Origin of the sequence: Streptomyces sp. NBC_00690 (assembly GCF_036226685.1) — a bacterium.
Taxonomy (GTDB): domain Bacteria; phylum Actinomycetota; class Actinomycetes; order Streptomycetales; family Streptomycetaceae; genus Streptomyces.
On record NZ_CP109009.1, the window covers coordinates 739,267 to 755,065 of the forward strand.

12 protein-coding genes are annotated in these 15,799 nt (G+C 68.3%); 10 read left to right on the forward strand and 2 right to left on the reverse strand.

Going from position 1 to position 15,799, the window contains the following annotated elements; genetic code table 11:
• Positions 1–854: 854 nt before the first annotated feature.
• From OID54_RS03285 to OID54_RS03315, 6 genes are all read left to right on the forward strand, one after another.
• A complete protein-coding gene (locus tag OID54_RS03285; RefSeq protein ID WP_329013607.1) occupies positions 855–995 on the forward strand; it encodes a hypothetical protein in 141 nt (46 codons plus the stop codon).
• On the forward strand, positions 983–1,135 hold the full coding sequence (locus OID54_RS03290; protein WP_329013610.1) for a hypothetical protein: 153 nt from the start codon (positions 983–985) through the stop codon (positions 1,133–1,135). The genes OID54_RS03285 and OID54_RS03290 overlap by 13 nt, the downstream gene beginning before the upstream one ends.
• Entirely contained in the window at positions 1,122–1,901 is a 780-nt protein-coding gene (locus tag OID54_RS03295; RefSeq protein ID WP_329013613.1) for a hypothetical protein, read from the forward strand. The genes OID54_RS03290 and OID54_RS03295 overlap by 14 nt, the downstream gene beginning before the upstream one ends.
• A 468-nt stretch (positions 1,902–2,369) precedes the next feature.
• Complete coding sequence (locus OID54_RS03300; RefSeq protein WP_329013615.1) at positions 2,370–2,714, forward strand: hypothetical protein; 345 nt, start codon at positions 2,370–2,372, stop codon at positions 2,712–2,714.
• Between the two features lie 540 nt (positions 2,715–3,254).
• The gene (locus OID54_RS03305; protein WP_443055514.1) at positions 3,255–3,956 is read left to right on the forward strand and encodes an Lsr2 family DNA-binding protein; all 702 of its coding nucleotides are present in this window, start codon (positions 3,255–3,257) and stop codon (positions 3,954–3,956) included.
• A gap of 325 nt (positions 3,957–4,281) precedes the next feature.
• On the forward strand, positions 4,282–4,485 hold the full coding sequence (locus OID54_RS03315; protein ID WP_329013618.1) for a hypothetical protein: 204 nt from the start codon (positions 4,282–4,284) through the stop codon (positions 4,483–4,485).
• A 375-nt stretch (positions 4,486–4,860) separates the two neighbouring features.
• On the opposite strand, the gene OID54_RS03320 is transcribed toward OID54_RS03315, so the two are convergent.
• Complete coding sequence (locus OID54_RS03320) at positions 4,861–5,070, reverse strand: hypothetical protein (protein ID WP_329013623.1); 210 nt, start codon at positions 5,068–5,070, stop codon at positions 4,861–4,863.
• A gap of 898 nt (positions 5,071–5,968) precedes the next feature.
• On the opposite strand from OID54_RS03320, the gene OID54_RS03325 reads away from it, so the two are divergent.
• The 4 genes from OID54_RS03325 (at position 5,969) to OID54_RS03340 (ending at position 14,773) form a co-directional block, all read left to right on the forward strand.
• A complete protein-coding gene (locus OID54_RS03325; RefSeq protein ID WP_329013626.1) occupies positions 5,969–8,833 on the forward strand; it encodes a LamG domain-containing protein in 2,865 nt (954 codons plus the stop codon).
• Positions 8,806–13,389: a LamG domain-containing protein gene (locus OID54_RS03330; protein ID WP_329013628.1), complete on the forward strand. Its 4,584-nt coding sequence runs from the start codon at positions 8,806–8,808 to the stop codon at positions 13,387–13,389. Before OID54_RS03325 ends, OID54_RS03330 begins: the two co-directional genes overlap by 28 nt.
• Positions 13,390–13,687: 298 nt before the next feature.
• Positions 13,688–14,092 carry a DinB/UmuC family translesion DNA polymerase gene (locus OID54_RS03335; protein ID WP_443055749.1) on the forward strand — a complete coding sequence of 135 codons (405 nt, stop codon included), beginning with the start codon at positions 13,688–13,690 and terminating at the stop codon, positions 14,090–14,092.
• 357 nt (positions 14,093–14,449) lie between these two features.
• Positions 14,450–14,773 carry an asparagine synthase-related protein gene (locus OID54_RS03340; protein ID WP_329027240.1) on the forward strand — a complete coding sequence of 108 codons (324 nt, stop codon included), beginning with the start codon at positions 14,450–14,452 and terminating at the stop codon, positions 14,771–14,773.
• Here OID54_RS03340 and OID54_RS03345 read toward each other — a convergent pair.
• A complete protein-coding gene (locus OID54_RS03345) occupies positions 14,753–15,796 on the reverse strand; it encodes a saccharopine dehydrogenase (protein ID WP_329027242.1) in 1,044 nt (347 codons plus the stop codon). The two genes, OID54_RS03340 and OID54_RS03345, sit on opposite strands and share 21 nt — an antisense overlap.
• Positions 15,797–15,799 lie beyond the last annotated feature (3 nt).

Consider the following 15,799-nt stretch of genomic DNA (forward strand, 5'->3'; position numbering starts at 1 on the left):
CCTGGGCTTCGGCGAGTTGCTTGATGTCGCTGTCGACGCGAGCGCCGAGTTGTGTCTTTGCCGGAGGCGGGCGACCGGGACAATGCTGTGATGTGCGTCACTCCAGGGGGCTGCGGGAGGGGCGCGCGCCACTGGTTGAGCGCTGAACTGGACTTCGACCGCCCAGCTCAGGAGTGCGGACGCAGGGGCGCGCGACGGGGGCACCATCCACACAAGAACGCCTGTGCGTAGTTACTCCTGTGCGTTGCGTGAGAATTGTGGGGTTCGGCGTTGCACGTTCGGGTCGTGAGGGCCGTCATTGATTGCGAAGGGCGCACCACGGCGCATTTCCGGGGCCGCCTTGGGGAGAGGGTTTGGTCCTGGCCATGAGGGAGGGATCCGAGGTCTTGTGACGATCGATCATGTGAGTGATGTGGTCATGGCAGTTCTTGTCGCGAGGGGGGTGGGGCCTGATGTGGTCTGGGTGGTGCGGCGGTTGGTTGTTGCTGGGGTGCGGGCGGGGATGAGCGAGTTGGGTCGTGAGGGCCATTCGTGGCGTGGGGAGGGAGGGGAGTGACGCAGGATTTCCCGCCTGTCTCGGGCATCGAGCCGATGACGAAGAAGAAGCTTCCGGTCGATTTCAGTGCCTTTCATCAGGCTCGTCGTCCGGCCTATCTCCGGTGGGCCGAGACGTATTTCAGTCATCGCGCGGATGCTGAGGAGGCGGTTTACGCTGCTTTCGAGCAGTTGCTGACCATGTGGCCCGCTGCGCTGTCGAAGGAGAGCCCTGCGGGGTTCGCGTGGACGGTGTTGCGGTCGCGGACGATCGATATCGCCCAGGCTCGCGCGGTCGGCGGCACGCCTTACTCGATGCTGTGGCGTTCGAGACGACCGCGTTGCGGGATGCGGTGGATCCGATCGGTCAGCTGGAGGAGAGTCTGGGGCTCTTCCACGCGATCGGCAGCTTCCTCCGCGTCAGATGGATGTTGTTGTTCTTCTCCACGTGCACGACCTGAGTGTCGAGCAGGTGGCAGCCGAGTTGGGCATCACACCGGCCGGGGTCCGTTCGAACGCCCGTCATGCCAAGCGTCGGCTGCGCGAGACGCTGGGCCTGCCCGATCACCAGGAGGGACCCTCAGATGATGTCGTCCATTGACGACCTGCTCACCCGCGCTCGGGTGGAGCACCGGCCTTGTGGGCAGGAGGAGATCGACGCCGCCGCCGCCCGGATCGCGGGCCGTGTGCCCTTGTCCGACGAGGGCATGGTGCTCTCGTCCGCCGAGCCGCGGGCGGCATTCGGCCGGTCTGCCAGCGATGCGGGGAACATCTCGGCCGGGCGGGATCTGACCGTCCTGTGTGAGGCGGTCATCGGTCACGCGGCGGCCCTTGCCGACCTGGACGGGTTCTTCGCCCGGGTACCCGATCCGACGGGGGCGCGGGTCCTGGGTTGCATGCTGGAGCTGTCCGGGCGGGAGGACTCCGCTCGATTCCTGTGGCAGTACGCGGCCGGTGCGGGCGATCCCGCCGCCTACTGTCTCGCGCTCCACCACCGGGCGTTGGGCGAGAGCGGCGAAGCGGACTGGTGGCAGGCGCAGACCGGTGCGGTCCTCGCTCCCACGGCCGGTGATACCGAGTTCGAGGAGATCGAGCCCACCACCGCCCTGCGGATCCTGCGCGCGCCGAAAACCGGCACCCCGACAGTGCCGGAGCCGGTCACCGCAGTCCTCCACTACGTTCCAGCCGCCGTCCGCTTCATCGACGACGATCTCGACCTGCCCCTACCGGACCCGGACTTCACCGACCGCATCCACGCCCTGACCACAGCAGCCACCCAACCCACATCCTCCAACGCTCGGAGTTCCGCCCCCTTGCCGTCACGCAATGCCTGCACCGCACGCCCCCGCATCCCCGCGACCACCTGAGCCCCCGGGCAGCACACGCCTCGACCACCCGGCATCGGACGGACGTCGTGCCCTTCTCTCACGAGAACGGGCACGGCTCCCGGCGCTTCCCGCGCAGCTGAGCCGCCTACCAAGACGCGCGAGGCCGCAGATGGCGCTCAACGCACGGGCGAACGTTCCCTCGTTGCTTCCGTGGCCTAGCAAGCTGGCCTCCGGGCCCGGCATGATGTGTTCCCTCTGCCAAGCGGGAATACGACGATCTGATGCAGTGCTTCTCTTCCTGCATCAGATCGTCGATGGAGCCCTCCCACGCCGGTCTCCTCTTGCCGGTCGGGTCGGCACATGGAGTTGCACCAAGTGGTACGTCGCGTTCGCAGCGCCCTGCCCGCGGCCTACAAGGGGTGATGACTCGGCCGGTCCATGCGGTGATGTCGGCGATGGGTACCCGTACTCATGACTGGCCGTCACGGGTGAGGCAGAGTGCAACCCATGGGCGAGACGGACACGATGTCAGACGGTGCGACCTGGTACGAACGTGTGAGCCGCGTCGATACGCCGGTGGCGGGACTCGTCGCGGCGGGAAACACCCTCCTGTGCGGGGCGCTTCTCCTGATGATGATCACCTCGGGGATCAACTTCGGACCGCCGGGTTCAACCCAGGAAGCAGAAGCGGCAGCCACCAGTGAGCTGGTCAAGCGCATATACGTCGGCTGGCTGGTGGGCGGACTGCTGTTGTTCGCCTCGTGCCGGCTGCCCCGTGCTGTCCTGAGCCACCTGGTGAGCATGGCCGCGCCCCCGGTCACACTCCTGGCCTTCTTTGCTGCAGTCATCTGACGATCAGAGGTCCACAAGCCGGTAGCCGGGCCGTGAAAGGGGGCCGCGCGGCCTTTTCACACGCAGTGGCGGCGGGCCAGCCGCTCCCCCGCCATCTTCCCATCGGCCGAAGAGGACGCTTGAGCGCGAGACCCTGACTCCTTGCGCGCGGAAGGCGCAGTGAGGGTCGTGGCGTGGCCGAGGCGATGGGGTGGTCTTTTGTGTCGAGCCGTCTCTGGGCGCCCTCGGTGGTGATGGTCTAGTTGGCACGGTCGCGGGTGGGGCGTTGCCACCGCGCCCTTTGGGCGTGCGCGGTTTCGGCTTGATTCCACTTATCACGCCACCGGAGCAGCGTTCCCTTCGAGGCGGTCAGAAGCAGTCGCGACGCTCGCCGAGGAGAGCGAGCGGGAACCGCGCCCCGACAACCGGCTCCGATCGGTTCAATGTCAGTGCGCCTACGTACAGTCTGCCTATGGACGACGTCAAAGGCTTGGAGCCCGCTCCCCGGTTTCCGGAGGCATGTCTCGCGAGCGGACGTGCTCTTTCTGGTGGTGATCGCGCATGAGCGACGTAGCGGTGCGCGAGGCGGAGGACGTCGACCAACCGTGGGGCCGGGTCCGCCGTTGGCTCGAACAGAACGATCCCGGGGTCTTCGCTGGTCTTGGCAGTCCCGGCAGCCCGATTGCCATCAGCGATGCTGAAGAGCGCATGGGCTTGACGTTGCCGAGCCAGATGCGGCGGTGGCTTTTGACGAACGACATCGATGCCGGACGGCAACCTGCCGTCGACTCGTGCCTGGTGGCACTGGGGTGTGCGGGAGTGATCCCCAGCGGTGGCCTCCTTCTGGGGCTCACGGACATCGCGCGTGTCCACCTCCACAAAGTGGGCATGGAGCAGAGGGAACCCTCCACAGACCCGGACTATCCGTCCTGGCGCCGCAAGTGGGTGCCAATCGCCGCGGAGAGGGACGGCTTCTCCGGTTGGTTCGTGAACACGCACACGGGAAGCATCGGGTCGTGGACCGAGGGCTCCGCCCCTGAAGAGGGAAAGCACAGCTCGCTGTTCGCCTTCCTTCAGGAAGTAGCGGACCACCTGGAAGGCGCCTCCTCGGGCAACGCGAGAGAGACTGCCGCAAATCATGTACGGGATCGCCGTCCCGAGGATGAGGCGATACGCGTCTGGGCTCAGACCAACGGCTGCCTCGTCAACAACCACGGGCGCATTCCCGCCTCCATCCGCGAGGCGTACGAAGCATCACGGTGAACGCCACGGCGGCAATAGGGGCGCGCCCGATGACTGCCTTTGCCGGCACGGCCGGTGGTCCGAACCGCCGCACGCGGAACGTGGTTCGTCGGCCTTGATGCGCAGGCACCTGCGGCTCCATGCCTTCCTCGGCCACGGGACCGGTAGAGGGCACGCACGGCCCGACACCAACGGACGGCCGTCGCAGAGGATCCCACCCGAGGCACGGAGGCACCCTGGACAGTTCGCATTCTCCGATCGCGATTCACCGGCCGGGGCGGATCGGCAGAAGAGGGAACGAAGATAGAGTCCTCGCACCTTGAACACACGAGCAAGGAGAGTGTCGATGCTCGCTGTCGCCGTGGGCGTCCTCGCCGCGGGCTTCGGGGTCTGCCTCGCCACGAACATGTGGAACCTCGCGGACCGAATCTTCGACTCCCCCACCCTCCCGACCGGAAGCACGACACCGGGAATGCTTCGCCTCATTGGAGGAATCGCGATCCTCGTAGGTCTCTTCTGGATCGCAACGGCCCTGCCCGAACTGCGATAGCCGTCAGCGACCTGACACACCAGCCGAGTCCGGCGTCCACACCGCCGACCGCAAGGCCGTTCAGATGTGCGCACAACCGAGGCGGCAGAATTCGACGGCCGTCCGGAGTACGGCCCGCTCGATCACCCAGCACTGGCCGACGCGCCGTGCGGCTACGTCCCAAGCACCAGTCCACGAAGTCCGCCCGCGCACAGACACCAGGTGGGAGGTACGTGTGCAGTGCGTCGGGGCGAGCGGGACATCACGACGTCGAACGGAACGCCGGTGTCGACAGGACTCCTCACCGTCCCGGTGCAACCGCGCAGCATCCAGCTCGGTGGTGAACGCTCAGGAGGTAGGGCCAGAGACGAAGACGCAGCCAGGTCGCGGACCGGTTCACCGTCCGGCGGAAAGAAGCGTTCCCGCCCCGATAAGGGCGAGGACGCCGCCCATGACTCTGCAGGTGATGGCACTGGTGGGCCATGATCGGTAGGCGTAGGACATCGCCTGGAACCAATCGGCCGCCCCACGGACGTTGGCCGCCAGGAGCCCGCCGCCGATGAGAGTGACGACTCCCCACATCAGCTGGATTGCGTAACCGTTCATGGCGTGAGGCTACTGAGCCTGCATCGCCGACGAAGGCGTGGATTCGACCCCGACGCCGACCGGGTGGTTGCCCTTCCGCCGGGCGGAACCGGCCGGATTCCCGTGTCGCCAGCTCGACGAGGCGCGTTTCGGCAGTGTGCGGGGATGCCGCGTTGATACCGCGGTTGAAAGGTCCGGCATCTTGGACCGTCCTGGAGCCGCCCACTGCCTCGTCGACCCTCAGGTCGTAGCACGTGCTGGCTGTCCGTGAAGAACCAGGCGATGCGCCTGTCGTCCCCGGGCCTCAGCACCGCGACGATCCGACGGTAGCGACTCTCCTGCACGTTGGTCCGATGCGCGCCACGGTGTTGTGATGAGTGTTGCCCGGTCATGGGATGTCAGGCCGCTGGCGCGGGCGACGCCGTCGAGTACGGCGTCCTCGGCGGCGCGTTGTGTCCACCAGGTGTGGAGTTTCGCGCGGATGACTTCGAGTTAGTGGGGATCGTCGGCGATGTCGGCTCGGACGATGGCCGTGTGGAGCGTGCCGTCCGGGCCGGGCATCTCGATCGGGCGGTGGTCGATGCGGCCGGTGGCCAGCATGGTCAGTCCGCTGAGGGGCCGACGCGGGGGCCCGGGCCCCGTCGGGCCCGCAGTCGAACGCCACCTCCCTTTTGCGCCTGTTCACCGTTCTGGCGGGCGGGGTCTCGCCCCGTGGATCGCGTGGAGTGTGCTGCTTGGCGTGTGCATACGCGCCATTGACGTTGTGTTCGATATGCGGTGCCTAGGGCGGCATGTTGGACTGTTTGCCGTCCTGTTCCTCAATGTCCGGGCTGTCGTGTGACAGCCGTCCTTGTCATGCCTTGCGCAAGCCCCCGTCAGTCTCCGCCCCCGCTTTGGGGTTCGATCGAACGGATGGTTCATGACAGCTGACCAGAGTGTGCTGAAGATCTACAGCGGCCGGACGTATGTCCATACGACGATGGTGCGCCATCAGGGCACGGCGCTGGCGTTCGCGATGGATGACCAGCGGCGGATCGTGTATGCGGTCCTGGATCTTTCCTCGTACGACGAGAAGCGGGGGGAGCTGGACGCGGCGTACTGGTCGGAGAACCCCGCTGAGCTTGCGTTTCCCGACGAGATCGTGAAGGTCGGCTATGCCGTGGCACCGGCGACGGCGATGCCCCGGGTCAAGAAGGGCGGACGGGTCGAGGCAGGGGCGGAGGAGGAACTGGGGACGGCGGAGGAGGACCGTTTCCTCTCCACGACGGCCCGGCTGAGTGCCGCCGCTCCGTTCCAGGTGCTCTCGGACGGCACCCATCTGGTGGTGCTGCGGCAGGCCATCGGCGCGGCGCATCCGGACGCGGTGTTCTCCCTCTCCGGCGGGGGCTCTTCCGGTGACACCTCCCGGGGCGACCTCACCGTGGACTTGGCGGGGGTGCGGGTGCCGGTGGCCGCGGACACGCTGCTGTGCGACCGGTTCCTGCTGGTGGGCGGGTTACTGAAGCCGGTGACGGAAGTCCGTTTCCGGCGCAGCCGGCATCGGACGGAGCCGGAGTCGGCGAAGGACAGTCTGGGCGCGAGCGACATGGACGGCAAGCCGTTCCACGAGCCCACGCGGGAGCTGGCGTTCGTCCGGAATCTGACCGAGGGCCGGTTCACCGCCGTGCTGACGCCGACCTCCGTGGAGGGCCGGCAGCGGTGGCAGGTGTTCGCTTACAACGGGGTCACCAAGCGTGTCGACTCGTTCAATGTCGAGCAGGGCGAGGACGGCCTCTTCAACACCCAGGGCACGCGGTACTGGACGAGCCCGGACCCGGTCTACCGGGGTTCGGTGTTCGAACGGGAGCCGGGGACGTGCCCGTTCACCGGCAAGGATCTGGTGCCGGCCGCGCCGGAGAACCCGCTGGCCGAGACCGCGCTGCAGTTCAACGGCACCGCCGGCTTTGTCGATCTCGGAGTGGCGGAGAAGCTGAAGTTCCAGGGCCGCGCGTACACAGTGGAGGCATGGGTGAAGCCCGCCGCGGCGGGCGGCACCGTGGTCTCCCGCTGGGCCGGGAGCGGGCAGGGCGGCTTCCAGTTGAAGATCAGCAATGCCGGCAGGGTCATCCTGGAGCACAGCACCGGCACCGCTCTGACCTCGGTCCAGGCCATACCGGCAGGCACGTACGCTCATATCGCCGCCTCGTTCAACGGCTCGGTCGCCACCCTTCACATCAACGGCATTCTCAGTATCAGCGCCGCGCTCGGCTACACGGCGGACGGCACGGCCTCGCTACGGATCGGTTCGGCGCAGAGCGGCGGCAGCGTCTTCAACGGGGTCATCGACGAGGTGCGGATCTGGAACCGGGCCCGTACCCAGAAGGAGCTCGCCGAAGAGCGGGGATACCGGCTGGTCGGGAACGAGCCCGGGCTGATCGCCTACTACCGGCTGGACGAGGGCTCGGGCACCCGCGTGTACGACCAGAGCGACAGTGCTGTGCACGGCACGCTGAGCGGGACCGGGGCGAGCTGGGTGACCTCGCAGGCTTCGGTGAGCGATCACCCCGGGGTGCGGCGGGACAGCTTCACCCTGGACGGGCGCGAGGTGGTCTCCGGGCTGGCCGCCTCCCTCTACTACCAGCAGGAAGAGGCCACCGCCGGCTATCAGGAGGTGGCGAAGCCGGCGAAGCGGCAGGCGCGGGTGCTGCTGGCGTGCGCGACCCGGCCGAGCGGCAATACGGCGGCCGAGGCGCAGATCGCGACCGTCGATTTCGGGGTGGGTGTCGACGGGCGGCTGGCCGCCGTCCCGGACGTGCTGGCGCTCACGGAGATCGGCCGTCCGGTGGAGCAGAACGTCGACCAGGTCACCGCCCAGGAACGCAGGGTCACCGCGCTGGAGCAGGAGGCGACGACGATCGTCCAGGAGATCGCCGCCCTCAACCAGGAGAAGGCGTCCCTGACGACGGAGGTCGCCACCGGAAGCGTGCGGGCCGGTGACTCCACCGACCCGTACCGGTGGGCGTTCTGGATACAGGGCGACCATGCCTCTGGCTATTTTCGCCAGTCACTCCTCGACCCCTCCGCCAGCGAGCGCGCATACTGGTTCACCATCGGGAACGGCACCGATGTCCGTCTCGCTCTGTGGCGGATTCCCGGAGCTGCCAGCCGTCACGGCAATCCAATGGTGGCGTTTGTCGACCTCGACTCGAACTACGAGGTTCTCGACACCGGGCACCCGGACGTCTGGCCCACAGTCGTCTATCTCTGGCCGCACAACCTGAACAATCTGCCTGCCTCGGCCAAGTGGTACGTCAAGGGCAGTCTGACCGGGAAGTTCTCTTTGCAGAACGTGAGCAACGACCTCTGGTTCGACGGCCTTCATACAAATCGGACCGAGGACCGGGCTGAGACCTCCGCCCTGGTGAAGGCCGGGCTGGCCATCGACCTGACCAAGATCGCCCGGCTCGCCGCTCTCCCCGGTCTCATCGAGCAGCGCACCCTGGATCTCACGGCGAAGCAGGCCCAGATCGTGCTGGCCCGGGACGAGCTGGCGCGGCTCACCAACGGTCTGCTGGGCGCGGCGGATCTGGTGCTCCCGATGCCGCATCTGGCGATCGACACGGCCGGGCTGAGCAGTGCGGGCGCTCTGCTGGGCTTCGCGAGGACGGCGTCGACGCCATACCTGATGGACAGTGCGGCGGGCCGGCTGGTGCTCTACTTCCGTGGTGCGAACGGTCAGTTCTTCGCCGCCTATCTCGACACGGCGGCGGTGCGGGGGTGCAGCAGCTTGCCGGGGGCGGGCTGACCACTTTGTTCACCGCCCGGGATCCCGGGGTCGACCTCAGCGGTACGCAGATCAGGGTCGCCCCGTGCACCGTCAACGGGACGGTGGTGGCGGGGCTGTGCGATCTGACGATCACCCGGGGGACGGAGACGGAGACCTTCACTCGGCTGCCCCGTAAGGTCCGGGATCTGGCGGCGGCCGTCAACGGTGTTTCCGATGAGCCGGTCCAGATCGGCACGGTCGCCAGTGTCTCGGGGGACCAAGTGCGGCTGACAGCGGCCAGTACCCTCGCCGTGCCCGCACCGTCCTATGTGCAGATCGGCACGGACTCCTATCTGGTGAACACCGACACCCCGGTCGGCTCCACCACCCTGCGTGTCGTCCCGGCGCCGGGGGCGGGGCTGACGGCCGGTACGAAGGTGTCGCTGGTCCGCTACGACAGCGACCAGGCCGCCTCCTCCAGCCCGGGCGCGTTCCTGGGCCTGGGGTCGCGATGGATCACGGTCAGTGCGGACCAAGCGGAGCGCACCGTGCCCGACGGCACGGCGACTCTTCGGGTCACCGGGCACGGCAGCCGCTGGCGGGGCGACTCCCCCGGCCGCGCTTTCACCTTCGACAGCACCGCCTCCCACCGCCTGTCCCTGCCCACAGCCCAGCTCGACCAGGTCACGGTGCCCGCCGGGGACCTGACGGCCGAGGCATGGGTCAAACCTCTTTCGGTGCCCGCCGCGGGCTCGCGGATCCTGCATGTCAACCGCGGCGGCACCAAGGCGGCGCTGGCCCTGTCCCGCAAAGTGCTCGGCGGCGGTGTCACGTTCAACGGCACCAGTCACGCACTGTTGATCAATCCCTGGAACCCTCTCTCGGGGGACTTCACCATCGAGTGCTGGCTCAAGCGCACCCCCGGGCGCACCGTCGCCGACCCGATCGTCGCCATCGAGTACAACGTGCTGGTGATGGGTTTCACCGCCGACGGCAAGTTCGAGTTCACCCTGAAACCGGAGGTCGGCGCTGCGGATGTCCTCACCACGGCCAGCAGCTATACGGACAGTGAGTGGCACCACTGGGCCATCAGCTTCAACCGCACGACGCGGGTGCAGACCATCGTGCGGGACGGGGTGGAGGTAGCCCGCCGGACAGCGGCCTCTCTGCCGCGTCAAAGGGTCAACGTGGTCGTGGGCCGCGACGCGGACACGGGGTACAGGTTCTTCTCGGGGAGCATGGCGGAGCTGCGGGGCTGGACCACGGCCCGGACTGCCGCGGAGATCGGCGCCGACCGGAACCGCCGGATCACCACCGCCGAGCCGGGACTCGTGGGCTCCTGGATCTGGGACGCCTCCCAGCCGGCCGAGCGCAGGCTCCAGGACGTCAGCGGGCTCGGCCTGCACGGCACGGCCTGGGAGAGCCCGACCGCCTGCGACTCCGCCCTGTCCGAGTACCGGATCGTGGCGGCGGCGGGGAACAAGGTGCGCCAGAGCCGCGACAGCTTCCCCTACAGCCAGTGGGCGCACTTGGCGGCCGTGTACGAGCAGTCCTGGGCCCTGCGGTTCGACGGCACGGCGTGGGCGGAGGCACCCGACGCCGACCAGCTCGATGTTTCCGGAGACCTGACGATCGAGGTGTTCGCCCACATCGACGCCATCGGCGCCCGGCAGGGCCTGGTCTCCAAAGGCGCGCTCGGCGACGGGGCGGGCGGCAGCGTGCCGTATCAGTTCGCGGTCCGGGCGGACGGGAAACTGGAGTTCGTCTTCGAGGAGCCCGGCCCGGTCATCAAGCGGTTCGTGTCCTCCACCGCAGTCGCCGCGGGCTTCCACCGCCTCGCCGTCGTCCGCAAAGCCGGGCGCACGACCACGGATGTGAAGGGCACCCGCAACTTCCCCGTCACCGACGCCTCCGGCGCCACCACGAACCGGAGTGTGGATGTGGTGGAGCGGGTCGATGTGGAGGAGTGGCAGGACATCTCCTTCACCGTGGACGGCACCAGCGCCGGGACCAGCCGCTACACCGGTCCCGGGCCCCGGGGCAACGACGGGCTGCTGGAGATCGGCCGCGCCCGTGAAGGGGCGGCCGTCCACGGGCTGAAGGGCACGGTCGGCGAGGTGCGGATCTGGGGCAGGGCGCGCGAGAGTGCGAAGCTGGGCACGGCGCTCCAGCCGAGGGACGAGGGTCTGCTCGCCCGGTGGACGTTCGAGGAGAACGACGGCAACACCACCGCCGACCCCGTCGGCGGCAACCACCTCAAGCTGCGCAGGGCCCGCTGGGCAGCCGACCCCGACCCGCTGGCGAGCGAGTTCCTCGTCCACCGCAACGGACACCCCGTGGCCTGCGATGTCCCGGCGGCCAACCCGCCGGCGTACTGGGGGGACGACCAGCTCACCCTCGGCGCGGTCAGCCGGTCCGGAACCTTCGCCGAGTTCCTCGACGGCACCCTCGAAGAGGTGCGCCTGTGGCGTACCGCCCGCACCCCCGAGCAGCTCCTCGACAGCCTGTTCACCCGCCTCAAGGGCGACAAGCAGGACTTGGTCGCGTACTGGCCGTTCGACGGCGAGTCGACCACCGCCACCGCCGAATCGGTCCGGGACCACTCCCTGCGCGGCAACCACCTCGCGCTGGGCGCGGACGCCACCCGGCCCCGGGTCGTCCTCTCCACCGCCCCGGTCTCCACCGACACCGCCGCCGTCCGCTCGGCCGTCGCCGGAGTCCTCACCCCCTTCCACAGCCTGATCTCCGCACCGCCCGCGGCGACCGAGTACGCCGATCTCCAGTACACGCGCAGCGGCGAGGCATACGGGGTTCTCAAGCGGGCCTACGCCCACATCGACAACGGATCCTGGCACCTGACCACCGGCTACAAAGTCGGCGACCTGATCAGCGAATGGGTGAGCCAGGTCCAGTTCGACCCCCAGCTCATCGGATTCATCGAGGGCGCACCCCCCGTCCCCTCGGAAAACCTGACCGGCGGCGCCGACCCCACCGGCTGCTCGGAGGTGACCTTCAAACAGGCCGACGAGGTCACCTCCACCCTCGCCGCCGCCCGCGAACGCAGCGTCGACATGGCCTTCAGCATGTCCGCAGGAGTGGAGGTGGACGAGGAGATCCTCACGATCCTCGCCCCTCTCGGCTTCGGCACCGCCTTCCCCGCAGGGGACATCACCCTCAGCGCCCGGGTCGGCGGCAGCCTCGAATACTCCAACGGCTGGACCGACGAGACCTCCGTCTCCCAGGGCACCAGCACCGACCGCGACACCACCGCCACCCTCACCGGCACCTGGGAGGACCCCGCCCGGATCCTCAACAGCTCCGTGGGCCGGCGCTACCTCCCCGTCAACAACGGCTACGCCCTGGTCCAGTCCGAAACAGCCGACGTCTACGCCCTGCGCCTGGCCCACTCCGGGGCGCTGGTCGCCTACCGGATGATGCCCAACCCGGACATCCCCAAGGACTGGAACATCATCACCTTCCCCATCAACCCCCGCTACACCAAGCAGGGCACTCTCGACGGGGCGGTCGGGTTCAACGACCAGGGCAAGGTCCTCGACCCCTCCTATCCCAACGCGAGCGGGCGCGGCGAGTACAGCTACTTCAAACCCCGCGAGGCGTACGCCATCAAGCGCCGCATCCTGCGCGAACGCCAGGAACTGGAGAACTACTACAACACCGTCTCCACCGAGACCCACGACCCCGACCCCACCGCGGGCCGTGCCGCCAAGGTCCTGGAGTCCTTCGTCGGCACCCCGCCGAGCGCGCCGGAGAAGAACCCGCCCACCCAGTCCACGGCGGCGTTCGCCAACCGCAACATCGCCAACACCTACGTCTGGACCGCCGACGGCGGATTCTTCGCCGAAACCACCGGCACCACCGACGTGGTCACCCAGACCACCGGAGGCTCCTACAGCGTCTCCGGCTCGGTCACCGGCTCACTGGAATTCGCCTTCGGGGTCTTCGGCGTCGGCGCGGCCTTCCAGTTCGACGCCTCCGTCGGCGGCGGGATGACCGTCACCCGCCAACGCGGCAAGGAAGCCACCCGCTCCCACAGCCTCGACGTGACCTGCAACCCCACCCGCGACCTCCAGAAATACGAGAACGGCCAGCCCAAGTACGACACCGCCGGCAAACCCGTCAAGGTCCCCGGCAAGGTCGACGCCTACCGCTTCATGACCTTCTACCTCGGCCAGGACACCAACCACTTCGACGACTTCTACAACAAGGTCGCCGACCCCGCCTGGCTCACCGACAGCAACGACCCCGGCGCCACCGCCCTGCGCCAGGCCCGCCACAGCACCCGCAAACCCCCCTGCTGGCGCGTCCTGCACCGCGTCACCTTCATCTCCCGCATCCTGCCCCCCGTCCCACCCACCGGAGCACCCCCCGTCGAAGGAGCCCTGCGCTCCGTCGACATCGCCAGCAACTACGAACTCATCCGCCGCCTCGACCCCTACGTCTCCACCGCCACCGCCTCCCGCGCCGAACTCGCCGACGCCACCCGCACCGCCCTCGCCACCCACCTCCCCCAACTCCTCCCCCACGCCGCCACCATCGCCCAATTCCTCGCCGACTACTACGGCGTGAACGACTAGCCGACCAGAGCAAGAACAGCGCCCCGGTGTCCGGCCCGCACGCCAGGCCGGACACCTGGGCCCGCTGGCCCGCGCGGGGAACGACAGTCTCGATCGCCACCACCGACGGACGGAGACGGTCCGGCCAACAGCACTCCTACCGGAGCGGCACAGCCAGGTAATCGGGTTGAGTGATTCTCACCAGTGAGGGTCCTCGTCCCGATGCCCGGGGCCCCGCGATGCAGCACTCCAGAAGCCAAACGACCGACCTCCAACGTTCAAGGAGCTAGTTCAGAGAACCGGCCACCGCCCGGGTCCTCTGGACGAGCTTGCCCCAGACCGGCACCGACGCGCGGTGCTCTCCCTCACCGAACGGCTCGGGTGGCGGTTGCGGACAGAGGCCCAGATCACCCGACGACTGACCCTCACGGTCCACTACGCCGACCGCACGAACACGACGAAGAGCCGTACCCTCGCCGAGCCCACCAGCCACAGCACCGCTCTGACCCAGGCCGGATACGAACTGTACGAATCACTAGCACTCCAAAGAGCACGAGTACGAGGCATCGCCATGCGTGCCCAAGACCTGCTAGCAGCCTCCGACATGGTCCACCAGCTCACCTTCGACCCCGCTGACGAGGCGAGGCGACGTGTCGAAGCCGCCGCAGACCGACCCCGGGCCAGGTTCGGATCACACGTCATCGGACCAGCGGCACTTGCCTGACGGCAGCGACAGCCCACCCGCGTGCTCCAGTGGGAGAGGATACGGGGCCTACGGCGCGAGCCGACGGCCCCTACCGGGTGTATGCGGCATCGTCCATCCGCCGCCGCACCTCGGAACCTCGGCCGCACCGTCGAGTCGGCTACGCCATGTGGCGAACGAGAGTGGTTCTTTGAGGGACGGGCCGGGGCCGAGCGCGAGAGAGCGGGTCCAGCCGAGTCGGCCGTGTGGTGCCTGGAGACCCAGCCATCGGGGTTGGCATCTCATGGACAGCGGTCGAGTCTCGCAGGGCGCTGATGGGTCAGTCAGGGTCACGCCCCACTTTGCCAGCCGTACCCGCACCGGCCTACCGCCTCTTTCCTGGACCGGGACGTCATCGAGCTGGCCCTGTCGATTCCGCCGGAGCCCAAGATGACCGGTCCCGGCATCGAGGAGAAGCAGCTCCTACGGGACGCCTTCGCCGGCTGGCTGCCGGACGAGATCCTGCGGCGCGGGAAACTCCAGTTCGGCCCCGGTGCCGGGGCGAAGGACGTCCTGACGGGTGTATTGACGGCAGAGGGCCCTGCCGGCACTGCGATGGGTGACGCCGAGGAGGAGGCCGTCCTCCACGCGCTGTGGCTCGCCGAGCTTCCCGGCGTCGATCCAGAACGGGCTCTGGGCCGTTCAGCCCCGCCCGCCGAGTGAGGCCGTGGCGTGACGAAATGCCGCCAGGCAGCGGTCCCAGACTTCCGAGCCTTCCCGCAGCGACAGCAGAAGGGGCCACAGGTCGGCGGAGAAGGCCCGGCTGGCCTCGGCCGGAACGAGGGATGGAAGGTTGTCGATGGCGATGACGTCCAGTGGCCTGGGGCCTTCGCGCAGCCGCTCCACGGGGGTGTCCCAGTCGGTGACGTGATCGTAGACGGGGAGGGCGTTCAGTTGAGATCCCACGTCGCAGGTCACGTCGGCAATCACCGAAAGCCGCCGCTCGTCGTCGAGGTCGGCCTTCGTCAGGAACGGAGGTACGGGCCGATCGCATCCGACGGCGTTCACGAGGATGTCGTGCGCGAGCAGCGCGTCCCGGTCCAGGTCCCGGGTGTCGTCGGATCCCCAACGGGTCGGCTGGATGCCGGCCGTCCGCAGTGCATCACAGGCCCCGCGCCCCGAGCGCCCGTCCGCTCCGATCACCACGGCGGTGACGCCACCTCCACGTCGGCCGACGCTCAGCCGTCTGCGCAGTTTCTCACTGGATGAGGGAGCGAGCGGCACCGTCAGCTCGCCCCAGTGCTGGAGAACGGCGAGTGAGGCGCCCGCGTAACCCGCCCAGTAACCGAAGGCCGCGATCCGGCAGCCTTCGGCGTCGAGGAGATGTTCGAGGTCGAGCAGGGTGCCGCCGCCGGCCTCGAAGCGCCGCAGCACCCGCGGCCCCTCCGGCTGCCCCTTGTAGGCGTGACCGAAGAAAACGTGCCGATGAATCAGGTCCGCAGGTTCGTCGGGGAGTTCCTTGAGGCCCAGGACGACGTCCGTCTCGGGGCATTGACTCGTCCAGCTGCCCGGCGGCGCGATCACGCAACCGGCATCGGCGTACGCACGGGCGGGAAAGACGCGCTGCGACGATTCCTCGACCGTCAGGCGCACCCCTCTCGCGATCAGCTTGCGGGCATCCTCGGGCACGAGAGCGGCACGCCGTTCGACCTGCCGGGATTCGTCTCTCATCCAGATACGCAGCATCTC

Bases quoted from the DNA above. Each gene is read 5' to 3' on its own strand.
- OID54_RS03295 (WP_329013613.1), top strand. From the start codon at position 1,122: ATGTCGTCCATTGACGACCTGCTCACCCGCGCTCGGGTGGAGCACCGG.
- OID54_RS03300 (WP_329013615.1), top strand. From the start codon at position 2,370: ATGGGCGAGACGGACACGATGTCAGACGGTGCGACCTGGTACGAACGT.
- OID54_RS03305 (WP_443055514.1), top strand. From the start codon at position 3,255: ATGAGCGACGTAGCGGTGCGCGAGGCGGAGGACGTCGACCAACCGTGG.
- OID54_RS03315 (WP_329013618.1), top strand. From the start codon at position 4,282: ATGCTCGCTGTCGCCGTGGGCGTCCTCGCCGCGGGCTTCGGGGTCTGC.
- OID54_RS03320 (WP_329013623.1), bottom strand. From the start codon at position 5,070: ATGAACGGTTACGCAATCCAGCTGATGTGGGGAGTCGTCACTCTCATC.
- OID54_RS03325 (WP_329013626.1), top strand. From the start codon at position 5,969: ATGACAGCTGACCAGAGTGTGCTGAAGATCTACAGCGGCCGGACGTAT.
- OID54_RS03345 (WP_329027242.1), bottom strand. From the start codon at position 15,796: ATGCTGCGTATCTGGATGAGAGACGAATCCCGGCAGGTCGAACGGCGT.